This is a genomic window from Massilia cavernae, from assembly GCF_003590855.1.
GTDB classification, from domain to species: Bacteria; Pseudomonadota; Gammaproteobacteria; order Burkholderiales; family Burkholderiaceae_D; genus Telluria_A; species Telluria_A cavernae.
Window position 1 is genome coordinate 49,071 of record NZ_QYUP01000122.1, and the last position, 23,818, is coordinate 72,888.

Consider the following 23,818-nt stretch of genomic DNA (forward strand, 5'->3'; position numbering starts at 1 on the left):
ATGATAAATCCCGGTTCCCCTGCGTGCCAGCCCGGGCGGCAAGGGGTGGAAAGCCTGGAGGATCAAGTGAAGCTCTCTCCGTTGCCGATTGCGGTGTTCATCGTCGATCCCGGAGCCCACTTCCTCCAGCGTCATCATCATTCTCGCCGGCCGCCCGGAGCCGCAGCGCTACGCCCTGATCCAGGACTTGCCGGTAGCCGACATCATCTGCGTGTTCTACGTGATCGACCAGAGCGGCCATTTGCTGCTGTGGAACAGGCAACTCGAAGGCGCGCTCGAAATGTCGAGCGAGGAGCTGCCCCAGGTCGAGGTGAAACGCTTTTTCGACGAGAAGGACTGGCCGTGCATCGCGCGCGCGATCCTCGACGCCTTCGACACGGACGGTGTTGACGGACACGCGGCCCCGGCAATATGCGGTACAGTATGAGCATCGCACGAGACGAGGTTCACGTGAATCGAACTGGATGGATAGCACTGGCATCCGCACTGGGAGGTGCTGCGATCGGCGCGCCTGTCATCGCGGCTTTGCATTTTTCGGGCAGGCAAAGCCTCAACAAGGAAATGGACAGCGCGCTGTCGATCGCTGACGAGGTGATCCGCCGGACCAACGAAGTCAGCCATCAATCCGTTTCCGCCATCAACAAGCTGACCGCCACGCCGGCGCCGGATCCGTGCGCCGACGAGCACATCGCGCGCATGCGCGAGGTGGCAATCGGCTCCACCCACCTGCGGCTGGTCGGACGGGTCGAGGGCACCGGCCTGGTGTGCTCGTCGCTGGGACGGCACATGCCGCCGGTGCCGCTCGGCCCGGTTGAGTTTGTCACCGCCAAGGGGGCGCGGATCCGCACCAGCGTGGCGCTGCCGCTGGCGCCCGGCGTGCGGTTTATCGTCGCCGAGATAAGCGGCTACGCCGCCGTGATCCACGGCAGCACGCCGATGGACGTCTTCCTTGACAACCGCGATGTCTCAATATCGCTAGTCAGCAACAACACCGGCGGCACCGTCCTGACCCGCGGCGTCTACGCCAGCTCATGGTTCCGCGCCCTGCCCCGCGGCGGCGCTGCCAAGACTTTCGACGGCCAGTACGTCATCGGCCAGCGCCGCTCGGAAGACATCGACGTGACCGCGGTCGCCGCGATCCCGGTACGTTATCTCGACGCCCGCTCGAACGAGCTGTCCATGAAAGTGCTGCCGGTCGGGTTGCTGGCCGGCGTGTCGCTGGCGTGGGCGGTGAGCGTCCTGATCCAGCACCAGGGTTCGCTGGCCGCCATCCTGCGCACCTCGCTGAAGCGGGAAGAGTTTTTCCTGGTGTACCAGCCGGTGATCGACTTGCGCACCGGCAAGTGCATCGGCGCCGAGGCGCTGGTGCGCTGGCGCCGCGAGGATGGCAGTGTGCTGATGCCGGACGTGTTCATCCCGGTGGCGGAAAGCAGCAGGCAGATCGCCACCCTGACGGCCACGGTGATCGACCTGGTCGAGCGCGAGCTGCCGCGCCTGCTGGCGGCCTATCCCGACCTGCTGATCGGCGTCAACCTGGGCGCGATCGACCTGCAGAACAAGCTCATCGTCGACCGTCTGGCCTTGCTGTTTTCGCGTACCGCCATCCAGCCGCACAACCTGATGCTGGAGGCGACCGAGCGCGCGCTGATCGATTTCGACCTGTCCAGCAGTGTCATCCGCGACCTGCGCGCCATGGGCCTGATGATGGCCATCGACGACTTCGGCACCGGCTACTCCAGCCTGTCCTACCTGACCCAGCTGGCGGTGGACTGCGTGAAGATCGACAAGTCCTTCGTCGACACCATCGGCTCGGAAGCGGCCACCAGCAAGGTGGTGTACTACATTATCGAGATGGGCAAGTCGCTCGACCTGAAGATGGTGGCCGAAGGCGTCGAGACCGAGGCACAGGCAACCTTCCTGCTGGAAAACGGGGTCCACTACGCCCAGGGCTTCCTATACGGACGCCCGATGACCGGCGCCGACCTGGACGACTACCTGGCCCGGCACTAAGCGGGGCGCCCGCCGCACCGTGCTGTGTTCTGCACGAACGTGCACCGCGCTTGCATCGGCGCCGCCGGGGTATGATAAATCCCGGCTCCCCTGCGCGCCCGCCCGGGCGGCAAGGGTGGACAGCCTGGAGGATGAAGTGTAGCTCTCTCCGTTGCCGATTGCGGTGTTCATCGTCGATCCCGGAGCCACGATCACGAGCTGGAACAAGGCATGTGAAAAGCCGTCCAGCCATGAGGCTGTGCTCATCGGGAAAAGCGGCAAGCGCACCCCTTTCCTGTTCACTTGCGCGCGAACCAGCCTGGGCAGCATCCCCTGCGTGTTCGGTACCGGACTCGACATCTCGGCGCGCAAGGAAGCCGAGATGGGGCTTCTGGTGCGCGAACGCGCGATCTATTCCAGCGTCAACGCCATCGTCGTCACCTGCCTGCGCGACCACGACTGCGACCAGATGCAGGGCTTCTATTTCAGCGCGGCGCTGTCGCAGGGCTCGCTCACGGATATGGTGCAGAGCAATTTGCGCCTGCATGCCTAACGGCGCAGGCACATCAGGCCGCTGTTGACCTGGCCCGACCAGGTCTCGATCAGCGTGCGGTAGGCCTCGCCCACGGGCCGGATTTTCCGGTCCAGGTCGAACAGGCCGTAGCGGTTGACGTTGCCGTTGTCCCCGGTCAGCGCGGAATCCCAGTCGACCTGGTCGACCAGGCTGTACCACGTGAATCCGACGATGGGTACGCCATCCTGCTTCAGGCGCACCACGTTGGCCCACTGTTGTTCGAGCCAGATACGCGAATCCTTTTCGTCGCGGCCGTCGGCGCGGTTATTGGTCTCGGTGTGCATCACGGGCAGGCCGTAGCGGTCGTAGTACTGCTTGGTGATGACGTAGTAGCCGAACATCTCGCAGACGAACATGTTGCCGTCCGGGTAGACGATGCGTTCGTTGGTCGCGTAGTAGTCGTTGCCCATGATCGAGAAGTCCTTGACATTCCGGTCGAGGAAGAAATGATAGTCCTCGCGTGACATGCCGTTATCCATCAGGAATTCGTACATGGTTCCGCACACGTCGTGGCCGTAGTTCAGGTCGAGCGCCAGGAAACGCAGTTCGTTCATGTGCGCCGTGAGCCGCATTGCCGCCGGTTCGGCCGCGTGGAAGTACTCGGAGGACTCGCTCTGGATGAATTTGCTGTAGGGCTGGACTTTCAGGATCGCCTCGCTGGCCAGGATGTTCGCCTTGACCAGGTGCGTGGTGGCGGTGACGAACGCCCTGTCGGAACGCAGGCATTCGTTCCACAAGCCCAGGCGCGCGGAGAAATTGGCCGCCACGTACATCTCGTTGACCGGGGTGTACAGCGTCACCCAGGGAAAGCGGCGCGCGAACGCTTCGGCGTACTCGGCGAAATATCGGGGGAAATCGGGGTTCTGGAAGTCGCCCAGCCAGTCGGGCACGCCGAAATGGCACAGGTCCACGATTGGCGTGATGCCCAGCCGTTCGATCTCGCCGAACGCCTGGTCGGCAAAGTCCCAGTCGTACCGGCCGGGACCGAGGTGGGTGCGGTAATACGGCGGGCCGTAGCGCAGGACGCCAATGCCGAGCTGGTCGACAAGGCCGAGGTCTTCGCGCCAGCGGGCGTAGTGGCCCGTCTTTTCCATCTCGTCCACGCGCCGGCGGCTGCCATCCGCCAGCGCGATAACGGGGTAGCTGTTCTCGATTCCGGTTGCAAAAAGAAAAGGTTGCATGGCGCTCGTGTCGTGCAGGATGACTTGCGACAAAGTCTATGCCTGCTGCGGCAACGGTGGCGCACCGGATCGCTCTCAGGCGCCGGCGAGAAACTCCAGCACCGCCGCATTGAACTTGTCCGGCTGTTCCTGGTTCGACAAATGGGCGGCGTCGAGTTCCACGTAGCGGCAATCGGGAATGGTGTTTGCCAGGAAACGGCCGTCGGCCGGAGGCGTGGGAATGTCGCCGCTGCCTGCGATCACCAGCGTCCGCGCCCGGATGCCGGCGACTTCGCCGCGCAGGTCGTTGTCCCGCACCGCGATGCAGTTGGCGACGTACCCTGCCCTTGGCGTGGCACGCAGCATCGCCTGCAGCGCTTCAACCTGTTCCGGCTGTTCCGCGGCATATCCGGGCGTCAGCCAGCGCGACACCACGGCGGCCGCGATCGGCGCCATGCCTTCCTGCTGGACCCGCTCCGCCCGCTCGGTCCAGTTGGATGCGGGACCGATCCACGCCGCCGTATTGCTGAGCACCAGCCGGCCTACCCGCCCAGGATGGTTCAGCGCGAGCCACATTGCCGTGATCCCGCCCATGGACAAGCCGCACAAGTGGGCGCGTTCGATGCCGAGATGGTCCAGCAGCTGTACCACATCGCCGCCGAGCTGGGCGACCGAATACGGCCCCGCGCCGGCCGTGGACCCGCCGTGGCCGCGCGTATCGTAGCGCAGCACCCTGAAGTGGGCGGCGAACGCCGCCACCTGCGGCTCCCACATGTCGAGCGTGGTGCCGAGGGAATTCGACAGCAGCAGCACCGGCGCCGTCGCCGGGCCGTCGAGCCGGAAGTGGATGCTTGCGCCGTCCAGTGTCATCTGTGGCATGCCTGCTCCTAACCCTGGTCGCCGCCGGCCACCGGCAGCACCGAACCGGTGATGTAGCGCGCCTCATCGCTGGCCAGGAACAGGATGGCCCGTACCTGGTCCTCGATCTCGCCGTAGCGCCCCATCAGGGTCGAGGCGAGCGTCTGGTCGACGATGGCCTGGTACCACTCCTGCTCCTGCCCGCTGAGCGGCGTTGGATTGCGCGGCACCTTGCGCGGCGGCGCATTGGTGCCGCCGGTCGCCACCGCGTTGACGCGGATGCCGTCGGCCGCATGTTCCAGCGCCAGGCTGGCGGTGATGGCGTTCACGCCGCCCTTGGCCGCCGCATACGGGATGCGGTGGATGCTGCGCGTCGCGATCGACGACACGTTGACGATCACGCCGTGCCTGCGTTCGATCATCGGCGCCAGCACCGCGTGGCAGCACCACAGCGTGGGGAACAGCGAACGGCGGATCTCGGCCTCGATCTGCTCTTCCTCGTACGCCTGGTAGGGCTTGGCCCAGATGGTGCCGCCCACATTGTTGACCAGGATGTCGGCCCGGCCGTACTGGTTCAGCGCGGCCTGCACCACCTGCTTTGCGCCGGCATAGGTTTCCAGGTCGGCGATCACCGGCAGCACGGCGCCGCCGGCGGCGGCGATGCGCGCCGTCACCTCATGCAGCAGCGGGGAACGGTCGGCCAGCACCAGCTGCGCGCCTTCCTGGGCGGCGGCGATGGCGACGCCTTCGCCGATGCCCTGGGCGGCGCCGGTGACGATCATGACTTTATTGTGGAAGCGCTGGGTGGTGTTCATGCGTCGACACTCGCTGAGAATTTTTCATAGTGGAAGTTGCGTGGCGGCTGGCCTGAGCTGTCGAGCCAGCTGCGTACCGCTTCGACCATCGGCACCGGGCCGCACAGGTACACGTCGACGTCGCCGCCGTTCAGCCATTCGGGCTCGATGTGCGCCGTCACATAGCCCTTGCGTTCGTGGGCGCTGTCGCTGACGGCGACGCAGGTACGGTACTCGAACCATGGCAGCCGCTGCGCCAGCGCGTCGAGCTGGTCGAGCGCGACCAGGTCATGGTCGTTGGTCACGCCGAACACCAGCCGCACCGGATGCGCGCTGCCCTGGACGGCCAGCGCTTCGAGCATCGACAGGAAGGGCGCGATGCCGGTGCCGCCGGCCAGGAACAGCGTCGGGCGCACCACATCGCGCAGGTAGAAGCTGCCGTAAGGGCCGGTCATGCCGATCGCCTGGCCGGGCGCGGCAGCGCCGGTCAGCCAGCTGCTCATGCGCCCGTCAGGCACATTGCGCACCACGAAGGCGGCCTGGCGGCTGCCCGGCGGCGAGCTGAATGAATAGGCGCGCGTCAGGTCGGTGCCGGGAATGCCCACCTTGACGTACTGCCCCGGCAGGAAGCCGACCGGCTGTTCCAGCTCGACCGAGAACGCGATGGTCGACTCGGACAGGCGCTCGACGGCGGCGATCGTGCCGGCGTGGCTGCTTGATCCGGTCTTGCACGAGGCGGACGACGCCGGCACCTGGATCACCAGGTCCGAACGCGGGCGCGCCTGGCACGCCAGGATGTAGCCTTTGGCCGCCTCGTCCGGCGTCAGCGCGTCGTCGATGTAGCTCGACGCCGGCATGTCAACTTCGCCCAGCTCGCACAGGCCGCGGCAGGTGCCGCAGGCGCCGTCGCGGCAGTCCAGCGGGATGTTGATCTTCTGCCGGTAGGCGGCATCCGATACGGTCTCGGTGGGCGCGCACTCGATGAAACGGGTGGCGCCGTCTTCGAACTGAAGGGCGATAGTAAAATTCATGGCAACTCCTGCGCGTGCAAACTCAGATGTGGTAAATGTCGATGACCTGATGGATGTAGTCGTTCTTGAGAACGATGTACTTGTTCAGGATGCGCGGCGAGCCGCCGGAAAAATCGATCACGCAGCGCGCCATGCCGAAATGGCTGTAGTCGGTCTTGTAGCGGTGGCTCATGGTCAGCCAGTTGTAGCGCACGGTGCATACCTGGCCTTCGACCTTCTCGATTTCGATGTTCGACAGGTTGTGGCTGGTGCGGGTGCTCGGCATGGTGGCCGACGAACGCTCGGTCTTGATGCGGAATACGCGGTCTTCCAGGCCCTGGCGGTTCGGATAGTAGATCAGCGAGATCTCGCGCTCCGGGTTGTCGATCAGCGTGTCGTCGTCGTCCCACGAAGGCATCCAGTAGACCGCCTCCGGGTCGTAGCACTCGAGCCACTCGTCCCACTGCTCGTCGTCGAGCAGGCGCGCTTCGCGGTACAGGAACTGGCTGACCGTGCCGATATCGATGGTGCTCATGCTTGCTTCCCTTCCTGTTCCAGTGCCTTCTTCATCACGTCGCGCCAGTAGCGGTGCTGGATCGTGTACAGGCCTTCGTCTTCGGTCTTCACGCCGCTCATCGCAGGCTTGAGGCCGATGCGCGCCGCCTCTTCGTCCGCGCCGTCGATCCAGTGGGTCGCGCCGCGGCACATGTCGTTCCATTCGAGCGCTGCGCCGGCGTAGCCTTCCTGGCAGGCGCGGAATTCTTCCAGGTCGTCGGGCGTCGCCATGCCGCTGACGTTGAAGAAGTCCTCGTACTGGCGGATCCGGCGCGAACGCGCTTCCGGCGCCTCGCCCTTGGGCGCGATGCAGTAGATGGTCACTTCGGTCTTGTTGACCGAGATCGGGCGCAGCACGCGGATCTGCGATCCGAACTGGTCCATCAGGTAGACGTTCGGGTACAGGCACAGGTTGCGCGAGTTCTCGATCATCCAGTCGGCGGTGGCCGCGCCGAACTTGCCGGCGAATTCCTCGCGCTTCGGATAGTTCGGCCGGTCCTGAGGATTGGCCCACTTGGTCCACAACAGCAGGTGGCCATGGTCGAAGGCATAGAAGCCGCCGCCCTGTTTGCCCCACTTGCCCGCGTCCATCGCGCGGATCTGGTCCGGCGTCGCCTCGCGCTGCTTGCGCGCATTGGTGGTGGCCGCATAGTTCCAGTGCACCGCCGAGACGTGGTAGCCGTCGGCGCCGTTCTCGGCCTGCAGCTTCCAGTTGCCCTCGAAGGTATAGGTCGATGCGCCGCGCAGCACTTCCAGGCCATCGGCCGACTGGTCGACGATCATGTCGATGATCCGGGCGGCCTCGCCCAGGAACTCGGCCAGCGGCAGCACGTCCGGATTAACGCTGCCGAACAGGAAGCCGCGGTAGCTTTCGAAGCGCGCCACTTTCTTCAAGTCGTGCGAGCCTTCCTTGTTGAAGCACTCCGGGTAGCCTGCGTCTTCCGGGTCCTTCACCTTCAGCAGCTTGCCGCTGTTGTTGAAGGTCCAGCCGTGGAACGGGCAGGTGTAGGTCGCCTTGTTGCCGCGCTTGTGGCGGGCCAGGGTGGCGCCACGGTGGCTGCAGGCATTGATAAAGGCGTTCAGCTCGCCCTGGCGGTTGCGCGCGATGAACACCGGCTGGCGGCCGATATGGGTGGTGTAGTAGTCGTTGTTGTTCGGGACCTGGCTCTCGTGAGCCAGGTAGATCCAGTTACCCTCGAAGATATGCTTCATCTCCAGTTCGAACAGGCCTTCGTCGGTGAACGCACTGCGGTGCACGCGGTGGTCACCCGTTTCATGGTTTTCCACCAGCAGCTTGTCGACGCTGGCGGCGTTGCCATTCTTGATCGGAATCATGCTGTCTCCTCCTTCTGGTCGTTTCAGGCTGCGGCGCGGATGCGGCCTACTTCGCCGCTCGGCACATTGGCGGCGTCGGCCACCAGGCGGAAATCGAAGTCGATGCTGGCGAACGGCTTGCGCACGTCGCGCTTTGCCAGTTCCTGCGCCTCGCTCACGCGCACTACGCCCGGCACCAGGCCTTCGCGGCTGGCAAAGGCAAAGTCGTCCCACAGGTATTCGTCGCCGTCGATGTTGATCTGGGTGGTCAGGCGGCGATGGCCTTCCGCGGTGACGAAGAAGTGGATGTGGGCGGGACGCTGGCCGTGGCGGCCCAGCTTGTCGAGCAGCGCCTGGGTGGTGCCGTTCGGCGGGCAGCCATAGCCGCTCGGGACGATGCTGCGGAACTGGTAGCGGCCGTTCGCGTCGGTCACGATGGTGCGGCGCAGGTTGAAGTGCGATTGCGACTTGTCGAAGAACGAGTAGTTGCCCATCAGGTTCGCATGCCACACTTCCACCTTCGCATTCGGCAGCGGCTTGCCGTTGCCGTCATAGACGGTACCCTGCATGAACAGCACTTCGCCGTCCTTTTCCTCGGTGCCGTCGTCGAGGCGTGCGAAGCCCGTGCTGGCCGGTGCGCCGGCCACGTACAGCGGGCCCTCGATCGTGCGCGGGGTGCCGCCGGACAGCCCGGCACGGGCGTCGGCCTCGTCTGCGCGGATGTCGATGAAGCGTTCCAGTCCCAGGCCGGCGGCCAGCAGGCCCAGTTCATGGGTGGCGCCGGCTTCGGCGAAGTATTCGATACCCTTCCATACTTCGGTGGCTGTCAGGTCCAGGTCCTCGACGGCCTTGAACAGGTCGCCCAGCAGGCGCACCACCACCTGCTGCAGGCGCGCATCGACCGGGCCCTTGGCGGTGTCGACGACGAAGTTGTTAACGAGTTGTTCGATTTCTGCGTGGTTCATGGTGATCTCCTTGGTTCTTGGTTTATGAATCAAAAGTCGGCGTTGCGGATCGATGACGGGTGGCGCACCAGCGGTGTGACCTCAATCCGCATGTACGGGAACAGCGGAAGCGTCGACAGCAGGTCATGCAGTTCGTCGGTGCTGGCCACGTCGAACACGCTGAAGTTCGAATACTGGCCTGCGATGCGCCACAGGTGGCGCCAGGTGCCGGCCTGCTGCAGCTCGGCGGCGCGCGCCTTCTCGACGCGCTTGAGTTCCGCGGCCTGGTCGGCCGGCATGGCGTGCGGCAGTGCGACGTCCATTCGTACATGGAATAACATGGTCTGTTTCCTTCTGTGTGATTAGTGGCGGCGTACTTCAGCCAGTTTGTGCATGTCGATGTCGATGCCCAGGCCAGGGCCGGCCGGCACCTGCAGCATGAAGTCCTTGTAGGCCAGCGGCTCGCGCAGGATTTCGCGCGTCAGCAGCAAAGGGCCGAACAGTTCGGTGCCGAAGTCGAGGTTCGGGAAGGTCGAGAACAGGTGCGCCGAGGCGATGGTGCCGACCGCTCCTTCGAGCATGGTGCCGCCGTACAGCGAGATTCCCATCAGGCCGGCCACCTCGCCCACCAGCCGCGCCGGCACCAGGCCGCCCGACTGGCAGATCTTGACCGCGAAGACGTCTGCGGCGGCGGCCTGGCCCATCGCCAGCGCGTCCTGCGGGCCTTTCAGCGCCTCGTCGGCCATGACCGGCACCGCGAAGCGCTGCGCCAGGCGGCTCATCGCTTCCACCATCTCGGCGCGCACCGGCTGTTCGATCAGGTCGACGCCGCCCGCTTCCAGCGCCGCGATGCCGCGCACCGCATCGAGCTCGCTCCAGGCCATGTTGACGTCGACCCGTACGCTGACCTTGTCGCCGAGCGCCTTCTTGATGGCGAGGACGTGCGCGACGTCCTGGGCGACGCTGTTGGCGCCGATCTTGAGCTTGAAGATATTGTGGCGGCGCGCCTCGAGCATGGCTTCGGCTTCCGCGATATCCTTGGCGGTATCGCCGCTGGCCAGCGTCCAGGCCACCGGCAGCGCATCGCGCACCCGTCCGCCCAGCAGTTCCGACAGCGGGATGCCGAGGCGGCGCGCCTGGGCGTCCATCAGGGCGGTCTCGATCGCGCACTTGGCGAAGCGGTTGCCCTGGATGGTCTTGCGCACCCGCGCCATGCAGGCCGCGACCCGGCTCGCTTCCTGCCCGACCAGCAGCGGCGCGATGTGGGTGTCGATGTTGACCTTGATGCTCTCGGGGCTCTCTTCGCCGTAGCTCAGCCCCCCGATGGTGGTGGCTTCGCCCCAGCCTTCGATGCCGTCGGCGCAGCGGATGCGCACCAGCACCAGGGTCTGGGATTGCATCGTCGCCACCGACAGTTTGTGGGGGCGGATGGTCGGCACGTCGGCCAGGATAGTTTCGATTGCTTCAATCATGATAGTCAGGTATAACCCGTTCGAATAGCTGGTATTCGCAGAATAGTCAGGCTCGAAACTACCGTCCAACACCGATTTAGTATCAGCCCCATACCTGAAAGGTATTCACGTGGAATTGCGCCATTTGCGCTACTTCGTCGCCGTCGCCGAGGAGCGCAACTTCACCCGTGCCGCCGAGCGGCTGCACATCGCCCAGCCCCCGCTGAGCCGCCAGATCCAGCAGCTCGAGGACATCCTGGAGGTCCCGCTGTTCGTGCGCGGCTCGCGCCCGCTCGAGCTGACCGAGGCTGGCCGCTTCCTGTACGGGCACGCTCAACAGTTGCTCGCTCAAAGCAATGAAATCATCTCGATGACGCGCCGGATCGGCAAGATCACCCACAAGTTCAACATCGGTTTCGTCGGCTCGACCCTGTTCGGCCTCCTGCCCGAGGTGGTGCGCCGCTTCCGCGCGGCCCATCCGGATACCGAAGTGAACCTGCTCGAGATGACCACCATGGAGCAGATCGCGGCGCTCAAGGAAGGCATCATCGACGTCGGCATCGGCCGCATCCGCCATGAGGATGCGAACATCCGCCGCATCGTGCTGCGCGAGGAAGCGCTGATCGCGGCGCTGCCGATGGGCCATCCGCTGGCCTTCGTCGACCGCGGCCTGTTCCTGCGCGAGCTGGTCAACGACACGCTGATCGTATTCCCCAAGGCGCCCCGCCCCAGCTATGCCGACTCGGTGCTGGCAGCCTTCCACGACCGCGGCCTCGCGCCGGTCAAGGTATACGAGGCGCGCGAACTGCAGGTGGCGCTGGGACTGGTGGCGGCGGGAATCGGCGTGTCGGTGCTGCCGCGCAGCGTGCTCGGTTTGAAGCGCAGCGACGTGGTCTACAAGCTGCTCGACGAGCCGAACCTGACTTCGCCCGTCATCATGAGCATCCGCGCGCTCGACCACTCGGCCGCGATCCTCTCGCTGCTGCAGGTGATCTACGGCCTGTACCGCTCGGAAGGAATACCGCACGTACAGGAAACGCTGTAGGCCTTCATACCGCCCGGGTATGAACAAGATACTGCATCAGTATTAGACGCTGCCAAAGGCGGCGCATACCATTCCCGCATGCTTTTTACAACATGCGGAGATAGGAATGATCGATAAAATATCCGGCTCGCTCGAAGCGGCGGTCGCCGGCATCAAGGATGGCGCGACCGTCATGATCGGCGGCTTCGGCAACGCGGGCATGCCGTCGGCGCTGATCGATGCACTGATCGGCCAGGGTGCGCGCGAGCTCACCATCGTCAACAACAATGCCGGCAACGGCGACACCGGCCTGGCCGCCCTGCTCAAGGCCGGCCGCGTGCGCAAGATCATCTGCTCGTTCCCGCGCCAGGCCGACTCCCACGTCTTCGACAGCCTTTACCACGCCGGCAAGATCGAACTCGAACTGACCCCGCAAGGCAACCTGGCCGAACGCATCCGCGCCGCCGGCGCCGGCATCGGCGGTTTTTTCTCGCCGACCGGCTACGGCACCCTGCTGGCCGAAGGCAAGGAGACGCGCCTGATCAACGGCCGCCACTACGTGCTCGAGTCACCCATCCACGCCGATTTCGCGCTGATCAAGGCGCTGCGCGGCGACCGCTGGGGCAACCTGGTGTACCGCAAGACCGCCCGCAACTTCGGCCCGATCATGGCCATGGCCGCCGCCTGCACCGTGGCACAGGTCAGCGAAGTCGTCGAACTGGGGCAGCTCGATCCCGAAACGATCGTCACCCCGGGTATTTTCGTACAGCGCGTCGTCGCGCAAGGGAGCCACTGATGCAACGCATGACAAGAGACCAGATCGCCGCCCGCGTGGCGCAGGACATCCATGAAGGCGCCTACGTCAACCTCGGCATCGGCCTGCCGACCATGGTGGCCAACCACCTGCCCGCCGAACGCGAAGTGTTCCTGCACAGCGAGAACGGCCTGCTGGGCATGGGCCCCGCGCCCGCGCCCGGCGAAGAGGACGAGGACCTGATCAACGCCGGCAAGCAGCCGGTCACCCTGCTCGCCGGCGGCTGCTACTTCCACCATGGCGACTCGTTCGCGATGATGCGCGGCGGCCACCTGGACATTTGCGTGCTGGGCGCGTTCCAGGTCTCGCGCAAGGGCGACCTGGCCAACTGGCACACCGGCGCCAAGGATGCGATTCCCGCCGTCGGCGGCGCGATGGACCTGGCGATCGGCGCCAAGCAGGTGTTCGTGATGATGGAACACCAGACCCGCCAGGGCGAAAGCAAGATCGTCGACGAATGCAGCTATCCTTTGACCGGCGTGGGCTGCGTATCGCGCATCTACACCGACCTGGCCGTGATCGACGTGACCGCCGATGGCCTGGTGGTGCGCGAAATGGTGCCGGGCCTGAGCTTCGAGGAACTGCAAGACATCAGCGGCCTTGCACTGAAGGAGGCACAGCCATGAACGACGCTTTCATCTGCGACGCTATCCGCACCCCGATCGGCCGCTACGGCGGCGCACTGAAGGACATGCGCGCCGACGACCTGGGCGCGGTACCGCTGCGCGCGCTCATGGCGCGCAACCCCGGCGTGGACTGGAGCGCGGTACAGGACGTGATCTACGGCTGCGCCAACCAGGCCGGCGAGGACAACCGCAACGTCGCCCGCATGTCGGCGCTGCTGGCCGGCCTGCCGCCCGACATCGGCGCGACCACCATCAACCGCCTGTGCGGCTCCGGCATGGATGCCGTCGGCACCGCGGCCCGCGCGATCAAGTCCGGCGAGGCCGGGCTGATGATCGCCGGCGGCGTCGAATCGATGACGCGCGCGCCTTTCGTCATGGGCAAGGCCGACAGCGCGTTCTCGCGCCAGGCCTCTCTGCAGGACACCACCATCGGCTGGCGCTTCGTCAATCCCCTGATGAAGAAGCTGTACGGGGTCGACTCGATGCCGGAGACGGCGGAGAACGTCGCCACCGACTACAACATCAGCCGCGCCGACCAGGACCTGTTCGCGCAGCGCAGCCAGGCAAAGGCGGCGAAGGCGCAGCAGGACGGCAGCTTCGATATGGAGATCACGCCGGTCGCCATCCCGCAAAAGAAAGGCGACCCGCTGTTGTTCGCGCGCGACGAGCATCCGCGCGAAACCACAATCGATACGCTGGGCAAGCGGAAACCCGTGGTGCGCGCCGACGGCACCATCACGGCCGGCAATGCATCGGGCGTGAATGACGGCGCCTGCGCGTTGCTGCTGGCCAGCGCGGCGGAAGCCGACCGCCACCAGCTGGCGCCGCGAGCGCGCGTAGTGGGCATGGCGACCGCCGGCGTGGCGCCGCGCGTGATGGGCATCGGCCCGGCGCCGGCGGTGCAGAAGGTGCTGCTCCAGACCGGCCTGTCGCTGGCCCAGATGGACGTGATCGAACTGAACGAAGCGTTCGCGGCGCAGGGGCTGGCGGTGCTGCGCATGCTCGGCCTGCCCGACGACGACCCGCGCGTGAACGCCTATGGTGGCGCGATCGCGCTCGGCCATCCGCTCGGCATGAGCGGCGCGCGCCTGGTGACGACGGCGATGATCCAGCTGGAGCGCAGCGGCGGACGCTATGCGCTGTGCACGATGTGCATCGGCGTCGGCCAGGGCATCGCGATCGTCATCGAACGCGTGTAGCAAGGCGGAGCGCCCCCGCGGCGCTCCATACCATCCAGGTATGCAATCGATACTGCATCAGTATTAGACGCCTGGACATGGCTTCATTACCATGAATTGCAAGTGACATAACAGCAGCACGGCGCCCGCCGGAAGCTGCACCACAACCCGGAGACAAAATGAAAACCACCCTCACCAGCGGCGCGCTCGGCGCCATGCTGTTCGCCTCGACCTGCGCCTTCGCCCAGAACGCCCCTGTCAAGGTCGGCCTGATGCTGCCGGCCACCGGCACCTTCGCCAACCTCGGCAACATGATCGAAAACGGCTTCAAGATGTACGTCGCCGAACAGGGCGGCAAGCTGGCCGGGCGCGAGATCGTCTACGCCAAGGTCGATGACGAATCCGATCCGTCCAAGGCCAGCGACAACGTCAACAAGCTGATCAAGCGCGACCAGGTCGATGTGTTGATCGGCACCGTGCACTCGGGCGTCGCGCTGACGATGGCCAAGGTGGCCAAGGAATCGGGCACGCTGCTGATCGTGCCGAACGCCGGCGCCAATGCCATCACCGGCCCGATGTGCGCCAAGAACATCTTCCGCAGCTCCTTCTCAAGCTGGCAGTCGGGCTACGCGATGGGCAAGGTCGCGGCGGAACGCGGCCACAAGAACATCGTCACCATCACCTGGAACTACGCCTTCGGCAACGAGTCCGTCCAGGCCTTCCGTGAAGGCTTCGAAAAAGGCGGCGGCACAATCGCCGACAGCCTGACACTGCCCTTCCCCAACGTCGAATTCCAGGCGCTGCTGACCCAGATCGCCGCCAAGAAGCCGGATGCGGTGTACGCCTTCTTCGCCGGCGGCGGCGCGGTCAAGTTCGTCAAGGACTACGCCGCGGCGGGCCTGAACAAGTCGATGCCGCTGTACGGCCCGGGCTTCCTGACCGACGGTACGCTCGACGCGCAGGGCGCTTCCGCCCAGGGCATGCTGACCACGCTGCACTATGCGGACAACCTCAATACGCCGCGCGACAACGGCTTCCGCCAGGCCTTCCTCAGGGCCTACAAGGCCGACGCCGACGTCTACGCCGTCCAAGGCTATGACGCCGCCCAGATGCTGCACGCGGGCCTGAAGGCGGCCGCCGGCGACATCAAGGCGAAGGACAAGGTCATCGCCGGCATGGAAGCGGCCGTCATCGACAGCCCGCGCGGCAAGTTCACCATGTCGAAGGCGCACAACCCGGTGCAGGACCTCTACCTGCGTGAAGTGAAGGGCGCAGACAACATCTTCAAGGCCGTGGCCATCAAGGGCCTGTCCGATCCGGCCAAAGGCTGCCGCATGTAAGCAGTCCCCCGCGGGCAGCGGTATCCAACGCGGCGCTTAGCGCGCCGCGCGGGTCCCGCTCGTCCCGGCGCAGCGCAAAACTTCACGACAGGATCCACCATGGACTTCCCCACCTTCCTCGCACAGTGCCTCAACGCCGTGCAGTATGGCCTGCTGCTGTTCCTCGTTGCCAGCGGACTGACCCTCATCTTCGGCATCATGGGCGTGATCAACCTCGCCCACGGCAGCTTCTACATGATCGGCGCCTACCTGGCCTGGGGCCTGGCGCCGCTGTTCGGCGACCAGTTCCTTCTGCAGCTGCTGGCCGGCATGGCGCTCGCCGCGCTGCTCGGCTTCGTCCTCGAATGGCTGTTCTTCAGCTACCTGTACCAGCGCGACCACCTGCAGCAGGTCCTGATGACGTATGCGCTGATCCTGGTGGCCGAGGAAGTGCGCAGCATCGTGGCCGGCAACGACGTCCACGGCGTGCAGGTGCCCGGCTGGCTGTCCGGCAGCGTCGACCTCGGCCTGATGAGCTACCCGGTCTACAACCTGTTCGCCTGCGCGGCCTGCCTGCTGGTGGCGCTTGGCCTGTACCTGGTGGTGAACAAGACCCGGCTCGGCATGATGATCCGCGCCGGCGCCAGCAATCGCGACATGGTGCGCAGCCTCGGCATCAACGTGACCCTGTTGTACCGCATCGTATTCGCAGCCGGCGTGGCGCTGGCGGCGCTGGCCGGCATGATCGCCGCGCCGATGTCCTCCGTCTATCCGGGCATGGGCGGCGGCATCCTGATCATCTGCTTCGTGGTGGTGGTGATTGGCGGGATCGGCTCGATCTCGGGAGCGCTGGCCGCCTCGCTGCTGGTCGGCCTGGTCGACACCTTCGGCAAAGTCTTCTTCACGCAGTTCAGCGGCCTGTCGGTGTACCTGCTGATGGCGCTGATCCTGATCTGGCGCCCCCAGGGCCTGGTAAGCAAAGGATATTGATCATGACAAGCACTAGCCACACCCTTCCGGCCCCGGTCGCCCTGCGCGCCTGGCCGCTGCCTTCCGCCGTGCCGCTGTTGGCGCTGGCCGCGCTGCTGGCCGCGCCGCTGGTACTGACGCCCTACCTGTCCGACCTGGTGCAGAAGATCGTCATCTTCTCGGTGTTCGCGCTCAGCCTCGGCCTGCTGGTGGGCACCACCGGCCTGGTCAGCCTTGGCCACGCCGCCTTCTTCGGCATCGGCGCCTACGCCACCGCGCTGGCCTCGTCCGACGCCGGGCCGGGTTCGATGGCACTGCTGCTGCCGCTGGCCATGCTCGGCGCCGGCGCCTACGCGCTGTTCGTCGGGGCGCTCAGCCTGCGCACCAAGGGCGTGTACTTCATCATGGTGACGCTGGCCTTCGCCCAGATGGCCTATTTCGTCTTCCACGATACCCACTTCGCCGGCGGCAGCGACGGCATGTTCCTGACCTACCGCCCGGTGCTTGCAATCGCAGGCGTCACCCTGGTCGACCTGGAACTGCCGCTGCACCGCTACTACCTGGCGGCGGGCGCGCTGGCCGCCACCTATGCGCTGCTGGCAGTTCTGCAGCGCTCGCGCTTCGGCCATGCGCTGGCCGGCATCCGCGCCAATGAACAGCGAATGCGCGCCGCCGGCTTCAACACCTACGCCTACAAGCTGGCCGCCTTCGTGCTGGCCGCGATGCTGGCCGGGCTGGCCGGTTTCCTGATGGCGTCCAAGGACGGCGCCGTTAATCCCGAGCTGCTGTCGTGGCACGAATCGGGCGCGGTGCTGATGATGATCATCCTGGGCGGCCTTGGCAGCCTGCGCGGCGCGGTGCTCGGCACCGTCGCCTTCATCCTGCTCAAGGAAGCGCTGTCGTCCGAGGCGCTGCTCGGCGCCCTGGCCGGGCGCTGGCAGCTGACGCTTGGCGTGACGATGATCGCCTTCGTCGCCCTGATGCCCAAGGGCCTGGCCGGCCTGCACACGCAATGGCAGCAACGCCGCAAGGAGAACAAGCATGAGCACTGACATCCCGCTGCTGCGCGCTGCGGCACTCACGCGCCGCTTCGGCGGCCTGGCCGCGGTCGACAAGGTATCGCTCGATATCCACCTTGGCGAGATCCACGCGGTGATCGGCACCAACGGCGCCGGCAAATCCACGCTGGTCAACATGCTGTCGGGCGAAATAGCCGCCTCGGAAGGCGCCCTGCACCTGCGCGGTGCCGACATCACGGGCTGGAGCCAGGGACGGCGCGCACGAGCCGGCATCGGCCGCAGCTACCAGCGCACCACGATCTTCCCCGATTTCTCGCTGTTCGAGAACTGCCGGCTGGCGGCGCAGGCCGCGGCACAGCGCCCATGGCGCCTGTGGGAATCGGCGGCCGGCTGCCGCCACAGCGGCGAGACCGCGCGGCGCGCGCTGGAGGAAGCAGGCCTGCACGACCGCGGACACCTGCTGGCCGGCACCGTCAGCCACGGCCAGCAGCGCCAGCTCGAGATCGCGATGTGCCTGGCCACCGGTCCGACCGTGCTGCTGCTCGACGAGCCGCTGGCCGGCATGGGCGCGGAGGAGACCGAACGCATGCTGTCGCTGCTCGAACGCCTGCGCCCCGGCCACGCGATCGTGCTGGTCGAGCATGACATGGATGCGGTGTTCCGCGTCGCCGACCGCGTGACCGTGATGGTCAACGGCCAGGTGATCGCCACCGACCGCCCGGACGGCATCCGCAACAACGCTGCCGTCAAGACCGCCTACCTGGGAGACCACGATGCTGCGCATTAGATCGCTCGACGCCTACTACGGGCATAGCCACATCCTGCACGGGGTCGACCTCGACATCGAACAGGGCAAGGCAGTCGGCCTGCTCGGCCGCAACGGCATGGGCAAGACCACGCTGATCCGCAGCCTGATGGGACTTGTGCCCGGTGCGCGCGGCAAGGTCGAATGGAACGGCAAGGACGTCAGCGGCAGCGCGCCGGAACGCATGGCGCGCCTCGGCATCGGCTATGTGCCCGAAGGACGCGGCATCTTCCCCAACCTGTCGGTGCACGAGAACCTCGTGATGAGCGCGCGCGCCGGCGCCGGCGGACGGCGCGACTGGCATGTCGAGCGCGTGCTGGAAACCTTCCCGCGCCTGGCCGAACGGCTGGACCACGGCGGCCAGCAGCTCTCCGGCGGCGAACAGCAGATGCTGTCGATCGGACGGGCGCTGATGACCAATCCCGACCTGCTGATCCTCGACGAGGCCACCGAAGGCCTGGCTCCCTTGATCATGCAGGAGATCTGGCGCGTGATCCGCCACATCGGCACGACCGGCATCAGCACCCTGATCGTCGACCGCAACTACCACGCCGTACTGGCTGCGACCGACATGGCGGTGGTGCTGGAAAAAGGCCGCGTGGCGGCGGCCGGCAGGTCGGCAGCGCTGGGCGCAGACCAGGCCTCGCTGGCGCGCCACCTCGGCATTTAAAAAAATTACAACAGCACTACCCATTGGAGAGAGACGTATGAAAAAAGCAGCAATCGTAGCCGCGGCAGCAGTCCTGAGTTCGGGCGCCGCCATGGCGCAGCAGGTGAGCATCTACGGCATCGTCGATGCGGGCGTGGCCCACATCACCAACGTCAACGCCGCCGGCGACAGCGCCACCAAGATGCCGTCGGCGACCGCATCGGTGCCGTCGCGGATCGGTTTCAGGGGCGCGGAAGACCTGGGCAACGGCCTGAAGGCGACCTTCGCCCTGGAGACCGGCTTCGGTCCCGACACCGGCACGCTGGGCCAGGGCGGCCGCCTGTTCGGACGCCAGGCCTGGGTCGGCATCAAGAGCGACTACGGCCAGCTGATGCTGGGCCGCCAGAACAACATGACCTTCTACTCGATCGCCAAGGCCGACGTGATGGGGCCGAACATCTTCAGCATCAGCAGCCTCGATTCCTACCTGCCGAATTCGCGCAGCGACAATGCGGTCGGCTACATGGGCACCTTCTCGGAACTGACGGTGGGCGCCACCTACAGCCTCGGGCGCGACACCTCGACTGCCGGCGGTCCCGCCGCAACCGGCTGCGCCGGCGAAAACGGCGCCGACAACCAGGCCTGCCGCCAGCTCACCGCCCTGGTTTCCTGGGACACCAAGGCGTTCGGCGTGCTGGCCGCCTACGATGTGCTCAATGGCGGCGCCGGTGCGGCCGCGGGCCTGACCAGCAGCGACTACCAGGACCGCCGCGCATCGTTCAACGGCTATGCGATGGTCGGCGCCACCAAGATCGGCGCGGGCCTGATCGCGCGCCGCACCGAGGCCCTTGTCACGACCAAAAGCGACCTGTACTACCTGGGCGTGAGCACGCCGCTGGCGCCGCAATGGCAGCTCGATGCGCAGGTCGCGCGCCTGTCGGTCAAGGACACCGGGCGCCGCTCGACACTGGCGGTGGTGCGCGCGAGCTACCTGCTCAGCAAGCGGACCGCGGTGCATGCTTCGATCGGGCACATCGACAACACCGGCGGTGCGGCGATCGCCCTCGACGCCGGCGGCACGGTGGGCGCGGGACTCGACCAGAACGGCATCCTGGCCGGCATCCGCCACGCGTTCTGACGGGCGCCGCCCGCAGCGCAACTAGCAGAGGAAGCACGCAATGCTCAAAGACTTTTCCATGTCGGCCGTGGCGGCGGGCTTCCTGGCCGTGCTGGTGTCGTATGCGGGCCCCTTGATCATCTTCTTCACCGCTGCGCAAAGCGCGCACGCATCGGCCGACATGATTTCGTCGTGGGTGTGGGCGATTTCGGTCGGCGCGGCGGTGTCGGGCATTGCCCTGAGCTGGTTGTACAAGGTGCCGGTGGTGACCGCCTGGTCGGCGCCAGGCACCGCGCTGCTGGTAAGCCTGTTCCCCGCGATGAGCCTCAACCAGGCGGTCGGCGCGTACATCACGGCCGCCGTCATCCTGTTCGTCATCGGCGTCTCGGGCTATTTCGACAAGCTGATCAGGCTGATCCCCAAAGGCATTGCCAGCGCCATGATGGCCGGCATCCTGTTCCAGTTCGGCACGGGCGTGTTCACTTCAGTGAAAACAGCGCCGGCACTGGCCTTCGGCATGATCGCCGCGTACCTGCTGCTCAAGCGCCTCTCTCCGCGTTATTGCCTCGTGCTGCTGCTGGCGACAGGCATCGCGCTGGCGGTCGGGCTGGAGGGCGCCACCCTGGACGGCGTGACCTTGGCGCTGGCGACGCCGGTGTTCATCCAGCCCGAATGGACGTGGCATGCCACGCTGAGCCTTGCGCTGCCACTGGCGCTGGTCAGCCTGACCGGGCAACTGCTGCCCGGCATGGCGATCCTGCGCGGCGCCGGCTACGACACCCCTGCCCGGCCGCTGGTCGCCGGCACCAGCGCGGTGTCGGTCGTCGCCGCGTTCTTCGGCGGTATCACCATCGTGATCGCCGCCATCACGGCGGCCCTGTGCACGGACCGCAACGCACATGAAGATCCGGGCAAGCGCTATATCGCCGGCATCGCCAGCGGGGTGTTCTTCCTGATCGGCGGCTGCTTTGCCGGCACCATCGTGCTGCTGTTTACGGCCCTGCCCACCACCTTCATCGCCGTACTGGCCGGACTCGCGCTGCTGGGGGCGATCGGCAGCAATATCGTGGGCATGACCAGCCAGCCCGGCCACCTCGATGCCTCTCTCATCACCTTCATTGCGACGGCCTCCGGCATGACCCTGTTCGGGCTGGGCTCGGCGTTCTGGGGCGTGGTGATCGGCGCGCTGGCCTACCTGGTGCTGCATAAACCTTGGCGCCTGCCCGCGGCAACGGAATCGGACAAGGCGATGCCCCAGTTTGACGCTATCGGACGAAGGTGCTAGCCTGAAACGGTATGCCTCACTCACGTTTCCGACCCAACCATGCGCACTGCGTTCCCCTTGACCACCCCGCCCCCGCCCCCCTGCTCGACCTGTCGCGGATCACCGGGCTGGTGGCGGCGATCGGCCATGCGGACAACACAACCTTCGCCGCCGAGGTCCTGAAAACGCTGGCAGAGCCGGCGAAAATCTCGCAGTGCACCGTGTTCGCCTATGAATTCGGCAACCGGCCGCGCACCGTGTCGGTAGCCGACCACCGTGGCGGACGCTTCCTGAGCGACGTCGCCGATGTCTACTCTCGCCACTATTACTTGCTCGATGGGAACCAACATGTGATCGCTGCGGCGCCGCCGGCCAGCCCAGGGTCGTCCGTGATCATCCACCAGCAGAATACCGACGATATCGAGCATCCGGGCTACCGCGCGGCCTGCTACAGCGATCCGAACGTATGCGACCGGCTGTCGCTGATGGTCCAGCCGGCCGAGGACATCTGGCTGTCGGTCAACCTCTACCGCGACCGCGCCTATGGCAACTTCCAGCCCGGCGAGATCGCGCTGGTCGAGGCGCTGGCGCCGCTGATCGGGCATGCCGCGCGCCATCACTACGTTATCCACGGCCAGAACCAGGTCGGCATTCCCCAGCTGATGCTGGCGCGCGTGCGCCGCCTGTGTCCCACGCTGGCCAAGCGCGAACTGGACGTCATCCGCGGCGTGCTGGAAGGCCACACCGCCGCAGAAATCGCCGAGGCGATGGGCATCAAGCCCGCCAGCGTCATTACCTACCAGAAACGCGCCTACCAGCGCCTCGGCATCACCAGCCAGCGCCAGCTGTTCGCGCTCTGCCTGTCGACCGACGCGCCATAGGACAGTGCGCAGCGCTGTACCCAAAATGGGGACAGACACCGGCTCCGGCCATCCGCATACTCGCCGAACGACGACAACAAAAATAAAACGTCAGGTTCGGCGGCCACCAAGGTGGCGGCTCCAGCTCAACCGGATACCAGGAGACCCCACATGCCACCGGTGACATCGTTAATCCAGGCGCCATCCACCGGCGCATCCAGCCAGGAACTCGACCTCGAACAGCAGGTTATCGGCAAGGTGTCGCGCCGCCTGCTGTGGTTCATCTTCCTGCTGTTTGTCTTCTCCTTCCTCGACCGTATCAACATCGGCTTCGCCGCGCTGACGATGTCGACCGACCTTGGCCTTACCGCCACCCAGTTCGGCCTGGCCACCACGCTCTTCTACATCGCCTACATCTGCTTCGGCATCCCCAGCAATATCGCGCTGGCCAAGGTCGGGGCGCGGCGCTGGATCGGGACCATCATGATCGGCTGGGGCCTGGCCTCGACCGCGACCATGTTCGCCACCAGCCCGGAAACCCTGTACATCCTGCGGATCCTGGTCGGCATCACCGAAGCCGGCTTCCTGCCCGGCATGCTGCTGTACCTGACCTTCTGGTTCCCGCCGGCCTACCGTGCCCGCGCCAACGCGCTGTTCATGATCGCGATGCCGGTCACCGCCGCGCTGGGATCGGCCGTGTCGGGCTACATCCTGGAACTCGACGGGGCGATGGGCCTGAAAGGCTGGCAGTGGCTGTTCATGCTGGAAGGCCTGCCGTCGTCGATCCTGGGCCTGGTCGTGTTCTGGTACCTGGACGACAAGCCGCAGGACGCGAAATGGCTTAGCACTGCCGAGAAAGGCGCACTCGAACGCAGCCTGCAGTCCGCCCGCCAGCAGCCGGCCCAAGCCAGCGTCGCGGCGCCGGAACGCAGCCTGTTCGCCGAGCTCACCTCCCCGGCGGTGGTCAAGTTCGGGCTGGCCTACTTCTGCCTGGTGAACACGCTGGCCATGGTGGCGGTGTGGACGCCGCTGATCGTCAAGAGCTTCAGCGCCGACGCCAGCAACCGCACCATCGGCCTGCTGGCAGCGATTCCGCAAGTGGTCACCATCGTCGCGATGATCTGGTGGGGCCGCCGTTCGGACCGCAAGCAGGAGCGCCGCTGGCACCTGGTGATCCCGATGCTGGCCTCGGCCGCCGGCTGGATGTTCACCGCGATGTCGTCCGACCCGGTGGTGCAGATGCTCGGCATCTGCATGGCGTCGGCGGGTTCGTACGCGGCGATGTCGATTTTCTGGACCACCCCCGACCAGGCGCTGAGCTGGAAGGCGCAGGCCATCGGCATCGCCGTCATCAACGCGGCCGGCAATGTGAGCTCGGCGATCAATCCGGTGGTGGTGGGCTGGATCAAGGATGCGACCGGGAGCTTCACGGGCGGCCTGTTCTACGCCAGCGCGCTGCTGGTGGCCGGCACGGTGATCGTGCTGATGCTGCCGATCGGCGCCCGCCGGAAAAACGATCATTGAA

Annotated in this window: 25 protein-coding genes; 16 read left to right on the top strand and 9 right to left on the bottom strand. The window is 66.0% G+C overall.

The features are described 5' to 3' along the window. Window positions 1-88: 88 nt before the first annotated feature. From D3872_RS15560 to D3872_RS15570, 3 genes are all read left to right on the top strand, one after another. Window positions 89-427, top strand: coding sequence for a hypothetical protein (locus D3872_RS15560; protein ID WP_119811656.1), 339 nt, complete (start codon window positions 89-91; stop codon window positions 425-427). Window positions 428-450: 23 nt separating this feature from the next. Next, entirely contained in the window at window positions 451-2,010 is a 1,560-nt protein-coding gene (locus D3872_RS15565) for an EAL domain-containing protein (RefSeq protein ID WP_182915821.1), read from the top strand. Between the two features lie 163 nt (window positions 2,011-2,173). Beyond that, complete coding sequence (locus D3872_RS15570) at window positions 2,174-2,542, top strand: PAS domain-containing protein (protein WP_147373900.1); 369 nt, start codon at window positions 2,174-2,176, stop codon at window positions 2,540-2,542. Here D3872_RS15570 and D3872_RS15575 read toward each other — a convergent pair. The 9 genes from D3872_RS15575 to D3872_RS15615 all read right to left on the bottom strand — a co-directional run bounded on the left by D3872_RS15575 (window position 2,539) and on the right by D3872_RS15615 (window position 10,670). Beyond that, window positions 2,539-3,744, bottom strand: a complete 1,206-nt coding sequence (locus D3872_RS15575) for a family 1 glycosylhydrolase (RefSeq protein ID WP_119811693.1) — start codon at window positions 3,742-3,744, stop codon at window positions 2,539-2,541. The genes D3872_RS15570 and D3872_RS15575 overlap by 4 nt on opposite strands. Window positions 3,745-3,819: 75 nt before the next feature. Then, the gene (gene pcaD, locus D3872_RS15580) at window positions 3,820-4,602 is read right to left on the bottom strand and encodes a 3-oxoadipate enol-lactonase (RefSeq protein ID WP_119811659.1); all 783 of its coding nucleotides are present in this window, start codon (window positions 4,600-4,602) and stop codon (window positions 3,820-3,822) included. A gap of 8 nt (window positions 4,603-4,610) precedes the next feature. Then, window positions 4,611-5,396: a 1,6-dihydroxycyclohexa-2,4-diene-1-carboxylate dehydrogenase gene (locus tag D3872_RS15585; protein ID WP_119811660.1), complete on the bottom strand. Its 786-nt coding sequence runs from the start codon at window positions 5,394-5,396 to the stop codon at window positions 4,611-4,613. Then, on the bottom strand, window positions 5,393-6,406 hold the full coding sequence (benC, locus tag D3872_RS15590; protein ID WP_119811661.1) for a benzoate 1,2-dioxygenase electron transfer component BenC: 1,014 nt from the start codon (window positions 6,404-6,406) through the stop codon (window positions 5,393-5,395). Before benC ends, D3872_RS15585 begins: the two co-directional genes overlap by 4 nt. A gap of 22 nt (window positions 6,407-6,428) precedes the next feature. Beyond that, window positions 6,429-6,920 carry a benzoate 1,2-dioxygenase small subunit gene (gene benB, locus D3872_RS15595; RefSeq protein ID WP_119811662.1) on the bottom strand — a complete coding sequence of 164 codons (492 nt, stop codon included), beginning with the start codon at window positions 6,918-6,920 and terminating at the stop codon, window positions 6,429-6,431. After that, window positions 6,917-8,275, bottom strand: coding sequence for a benzoate 1,2-dioxygenase large subunit (benA, locus tag D3872_RS15600; RefSeq protein ID WP_119811663.1), 1,359 nt, complete (start codon window positions 8,273-8,275; stop codon window positions 6,917-6,919). Before benA ends, benB begins: the two co-directional genes overlap by 4 nt. Window positions 8,276-8,298: 23 nt before the next feature. Next, window positions 8,299-9,219, bottom strand: coding sequence for a catechol 1,2-dioxygenase (catA, locus tag D3872_RS15605; protein ID WP_119811664.1), 921 nt, complete (start codon window positions 9,217-9,219; stop codon window positions 8,299-8,301). 29 nt (window positions 9,220-9,248) lie between these two features. Then, a complete protein-coding gene (gene catC / locus D3872_RS15610; RefSeq protein ID WP_119811665.1) occupies window positions 9,249-9,539 on the bottom strand; it encodes a muconolactone Delta-isomerase in 291 nt (96 codons plus the stop codon). A 21-nt stretch (window positions 9,540-9,560) separates the two neighbouring features. Further along, window positions 9,561-10,670, bottom strand: a complete 1,110-nt coding sequence (locus D3872_RS15615) for a muconate/chloromuconate family cycloisomerase (protein ID WP_119811666.1) — start codon at window positions 10,668-10,670, stop codon at window positions 9,561-9,563. Window positions 10,671-10,779: 109 nt separating this feature from the next. On the opposite strand from D3872_RS15615, the gene D3872_RS15620 reads away from it, so the two are divergent. From D3872_RS15620 to D3872_RS15680, 13 genes are all read left to right on the top strand, one after another. Next, the gene (locus tag D3872_RS15620; RefSeq protein WP_119811667.1) at window positions 10,780-11,694 is read left to right on the top strand and encodes a LysR family transcriptional regulator; all 915 of its coding nucleotides are present in this window, start codon (window positions 10,780-10,782) and stop codon (window positions 11,692-11,694) included. Between the two features lie 106 nt (window positions 11,695-11,800). Then, the gene (locus D3872_RS15625; RefSeq protein WP_119811668.1) at window positions 11,801-12,469 is read left to right on the top strand and encodes a 3-oxoacid CoA-transferase subunit A; all 669 of its coding nucleotides are present in this window, start codon (window positions 11,801-11,803) and stop codon (window positions 12,467-12,469) included. Next, window positions 12,469-13,113 carry a CoA transferase subunit B gene (locus D3872_RS15630; RefSeq protein ID WP_119811669.1) on the top strand — a complete coding sequence of 215 codons (645 nt, stop codon included), beginning with the start codon at window positions 12,469-12,471 and terminating at the stop codon, window positions 13,111-13,113. Before D3872_RS15625 ends, D3872_RS15630 begins: the two co-directional genes overlap by 1 nt. Then, window positions 13,110-14,312, top strand: a complete 1,203-nt coding sequence (gene pcaF, locus D3872_RS15635) for a 3-oxoadipyl-CoA thiolase (RefSeq protein WP_119811670.1) — start codon at window positions 13,110-13,112, stop codon at window positions 14,310-14,312. Before D3872_RS15630 ends, pcaF begins: the two co-directional genes overlap by 4 nt. 158 nt (window positions 14,313-14,470) lie before the next feature. Continuing rightward, a complete protein-coding gene (locus tag D3872_RS15640) occupies window positions 14,471-15,631 on the top strand; it encodes an ABC transporter substrate-binding protein (RefSeq protein ID WP_119811671.1) in 1,161 nt (386 codons plus the stop codon). Window positions 15,632-15,730: 99 nt separating this feature from the next. Next, complete coding sequence (locus tag D3872_RS15645) at window positions 15,731-16,600, top strand: branched-chain amino acid ABC transporter permease (protein ID WP_119811672.1); 870 nt, start codon at window positions 15,731-15,733, stop codon at window positions 16,598-16,600. Between the two features lie 2 nt (window positions 16,601-16,602). Continuing rightward, window positions 16,603-17,631, top strand: a complete 1,029-nt coding sequence (locus D3872_RS15650) for a branched-chain amino acid ABC transporter permease (protein ID WP_119811673.1) — start codon at window positions 16,603-16,605, stop codon at window positions 17,629-17,631. Further along, entirely contained in the window at window positions 17,621-18,385 is a 765-nt protein-coding gene (locus tag D3872_RS15655; RefSeq protein WP_119811674.1) for an ABC transporter ATP-binding protein, read from the top strand. Before D3872_RS15650 ends, D3872_RS15655 begins: the two co-directional genes overlap by 11 nt. Continuing rightward, complete coding sequence (locus D3872_RS15660; RefSeq protein ID WP_119811675.1) at window positions 18,372-19,073, top strand: ABC transporter ATP-binding protein; 702 nt, start codon at window positions 18,372-18,374, stop codon at window positions 19,071-19,073. The genes D3872_RS15655 and D3872_RS15660 overlap by 14 nt, the downstream gene beginning before the upstream one ends. 37 nt (window positions 19,074-19,110) lie before the next feature. After that, a complete protein-coding gene (locus tag D3872_RS15665) occupies window positions 19,111-20,190 on the top strand; it encodes a porin (protein ID WP_119811676.1) in 1,080 nt (359 codons plus the stop codon). 40 nt (window positions 20,191-20,230) lie between these two features. After that, window positions 20,231-21,454 carry a benzoate/H(+) symporter BenE family transporter gene (locus D3872_RS15670; RefSeq protein ID WP_119811677.1) on the top strand — a complete coding sequence of 408 codons (1,224 nt, stop codon included), beginning with the start codon at window positions 20,231-20,233 and terminating at the stop codon, window positions 21,452-21,454. Window positions 21,455-21,465: 11 nt separating this feature from the next. After that, entirely contained in the window at window positions 21,466-22,314 is an 849-nt protein-coding gene (locus D3872_RS15675) for a helix-turn-helix transcriptional regulator (RefSeq protein ID WP_119811678.1), read from the top strand. Between the two features lie 150 nt (window positions 22,315-22,464). Further along, complete coding sequence (locus D3872_RS15680) at window positions 22,465-23,817, top strand: MFS transporter (protein WP_119811679.1); 1,353 nt, start codon at window positions 22,465-22,467, stop codon at window positions 23,815-23,817. Window position 23,818: the final 1 nt, after the last annotated feature.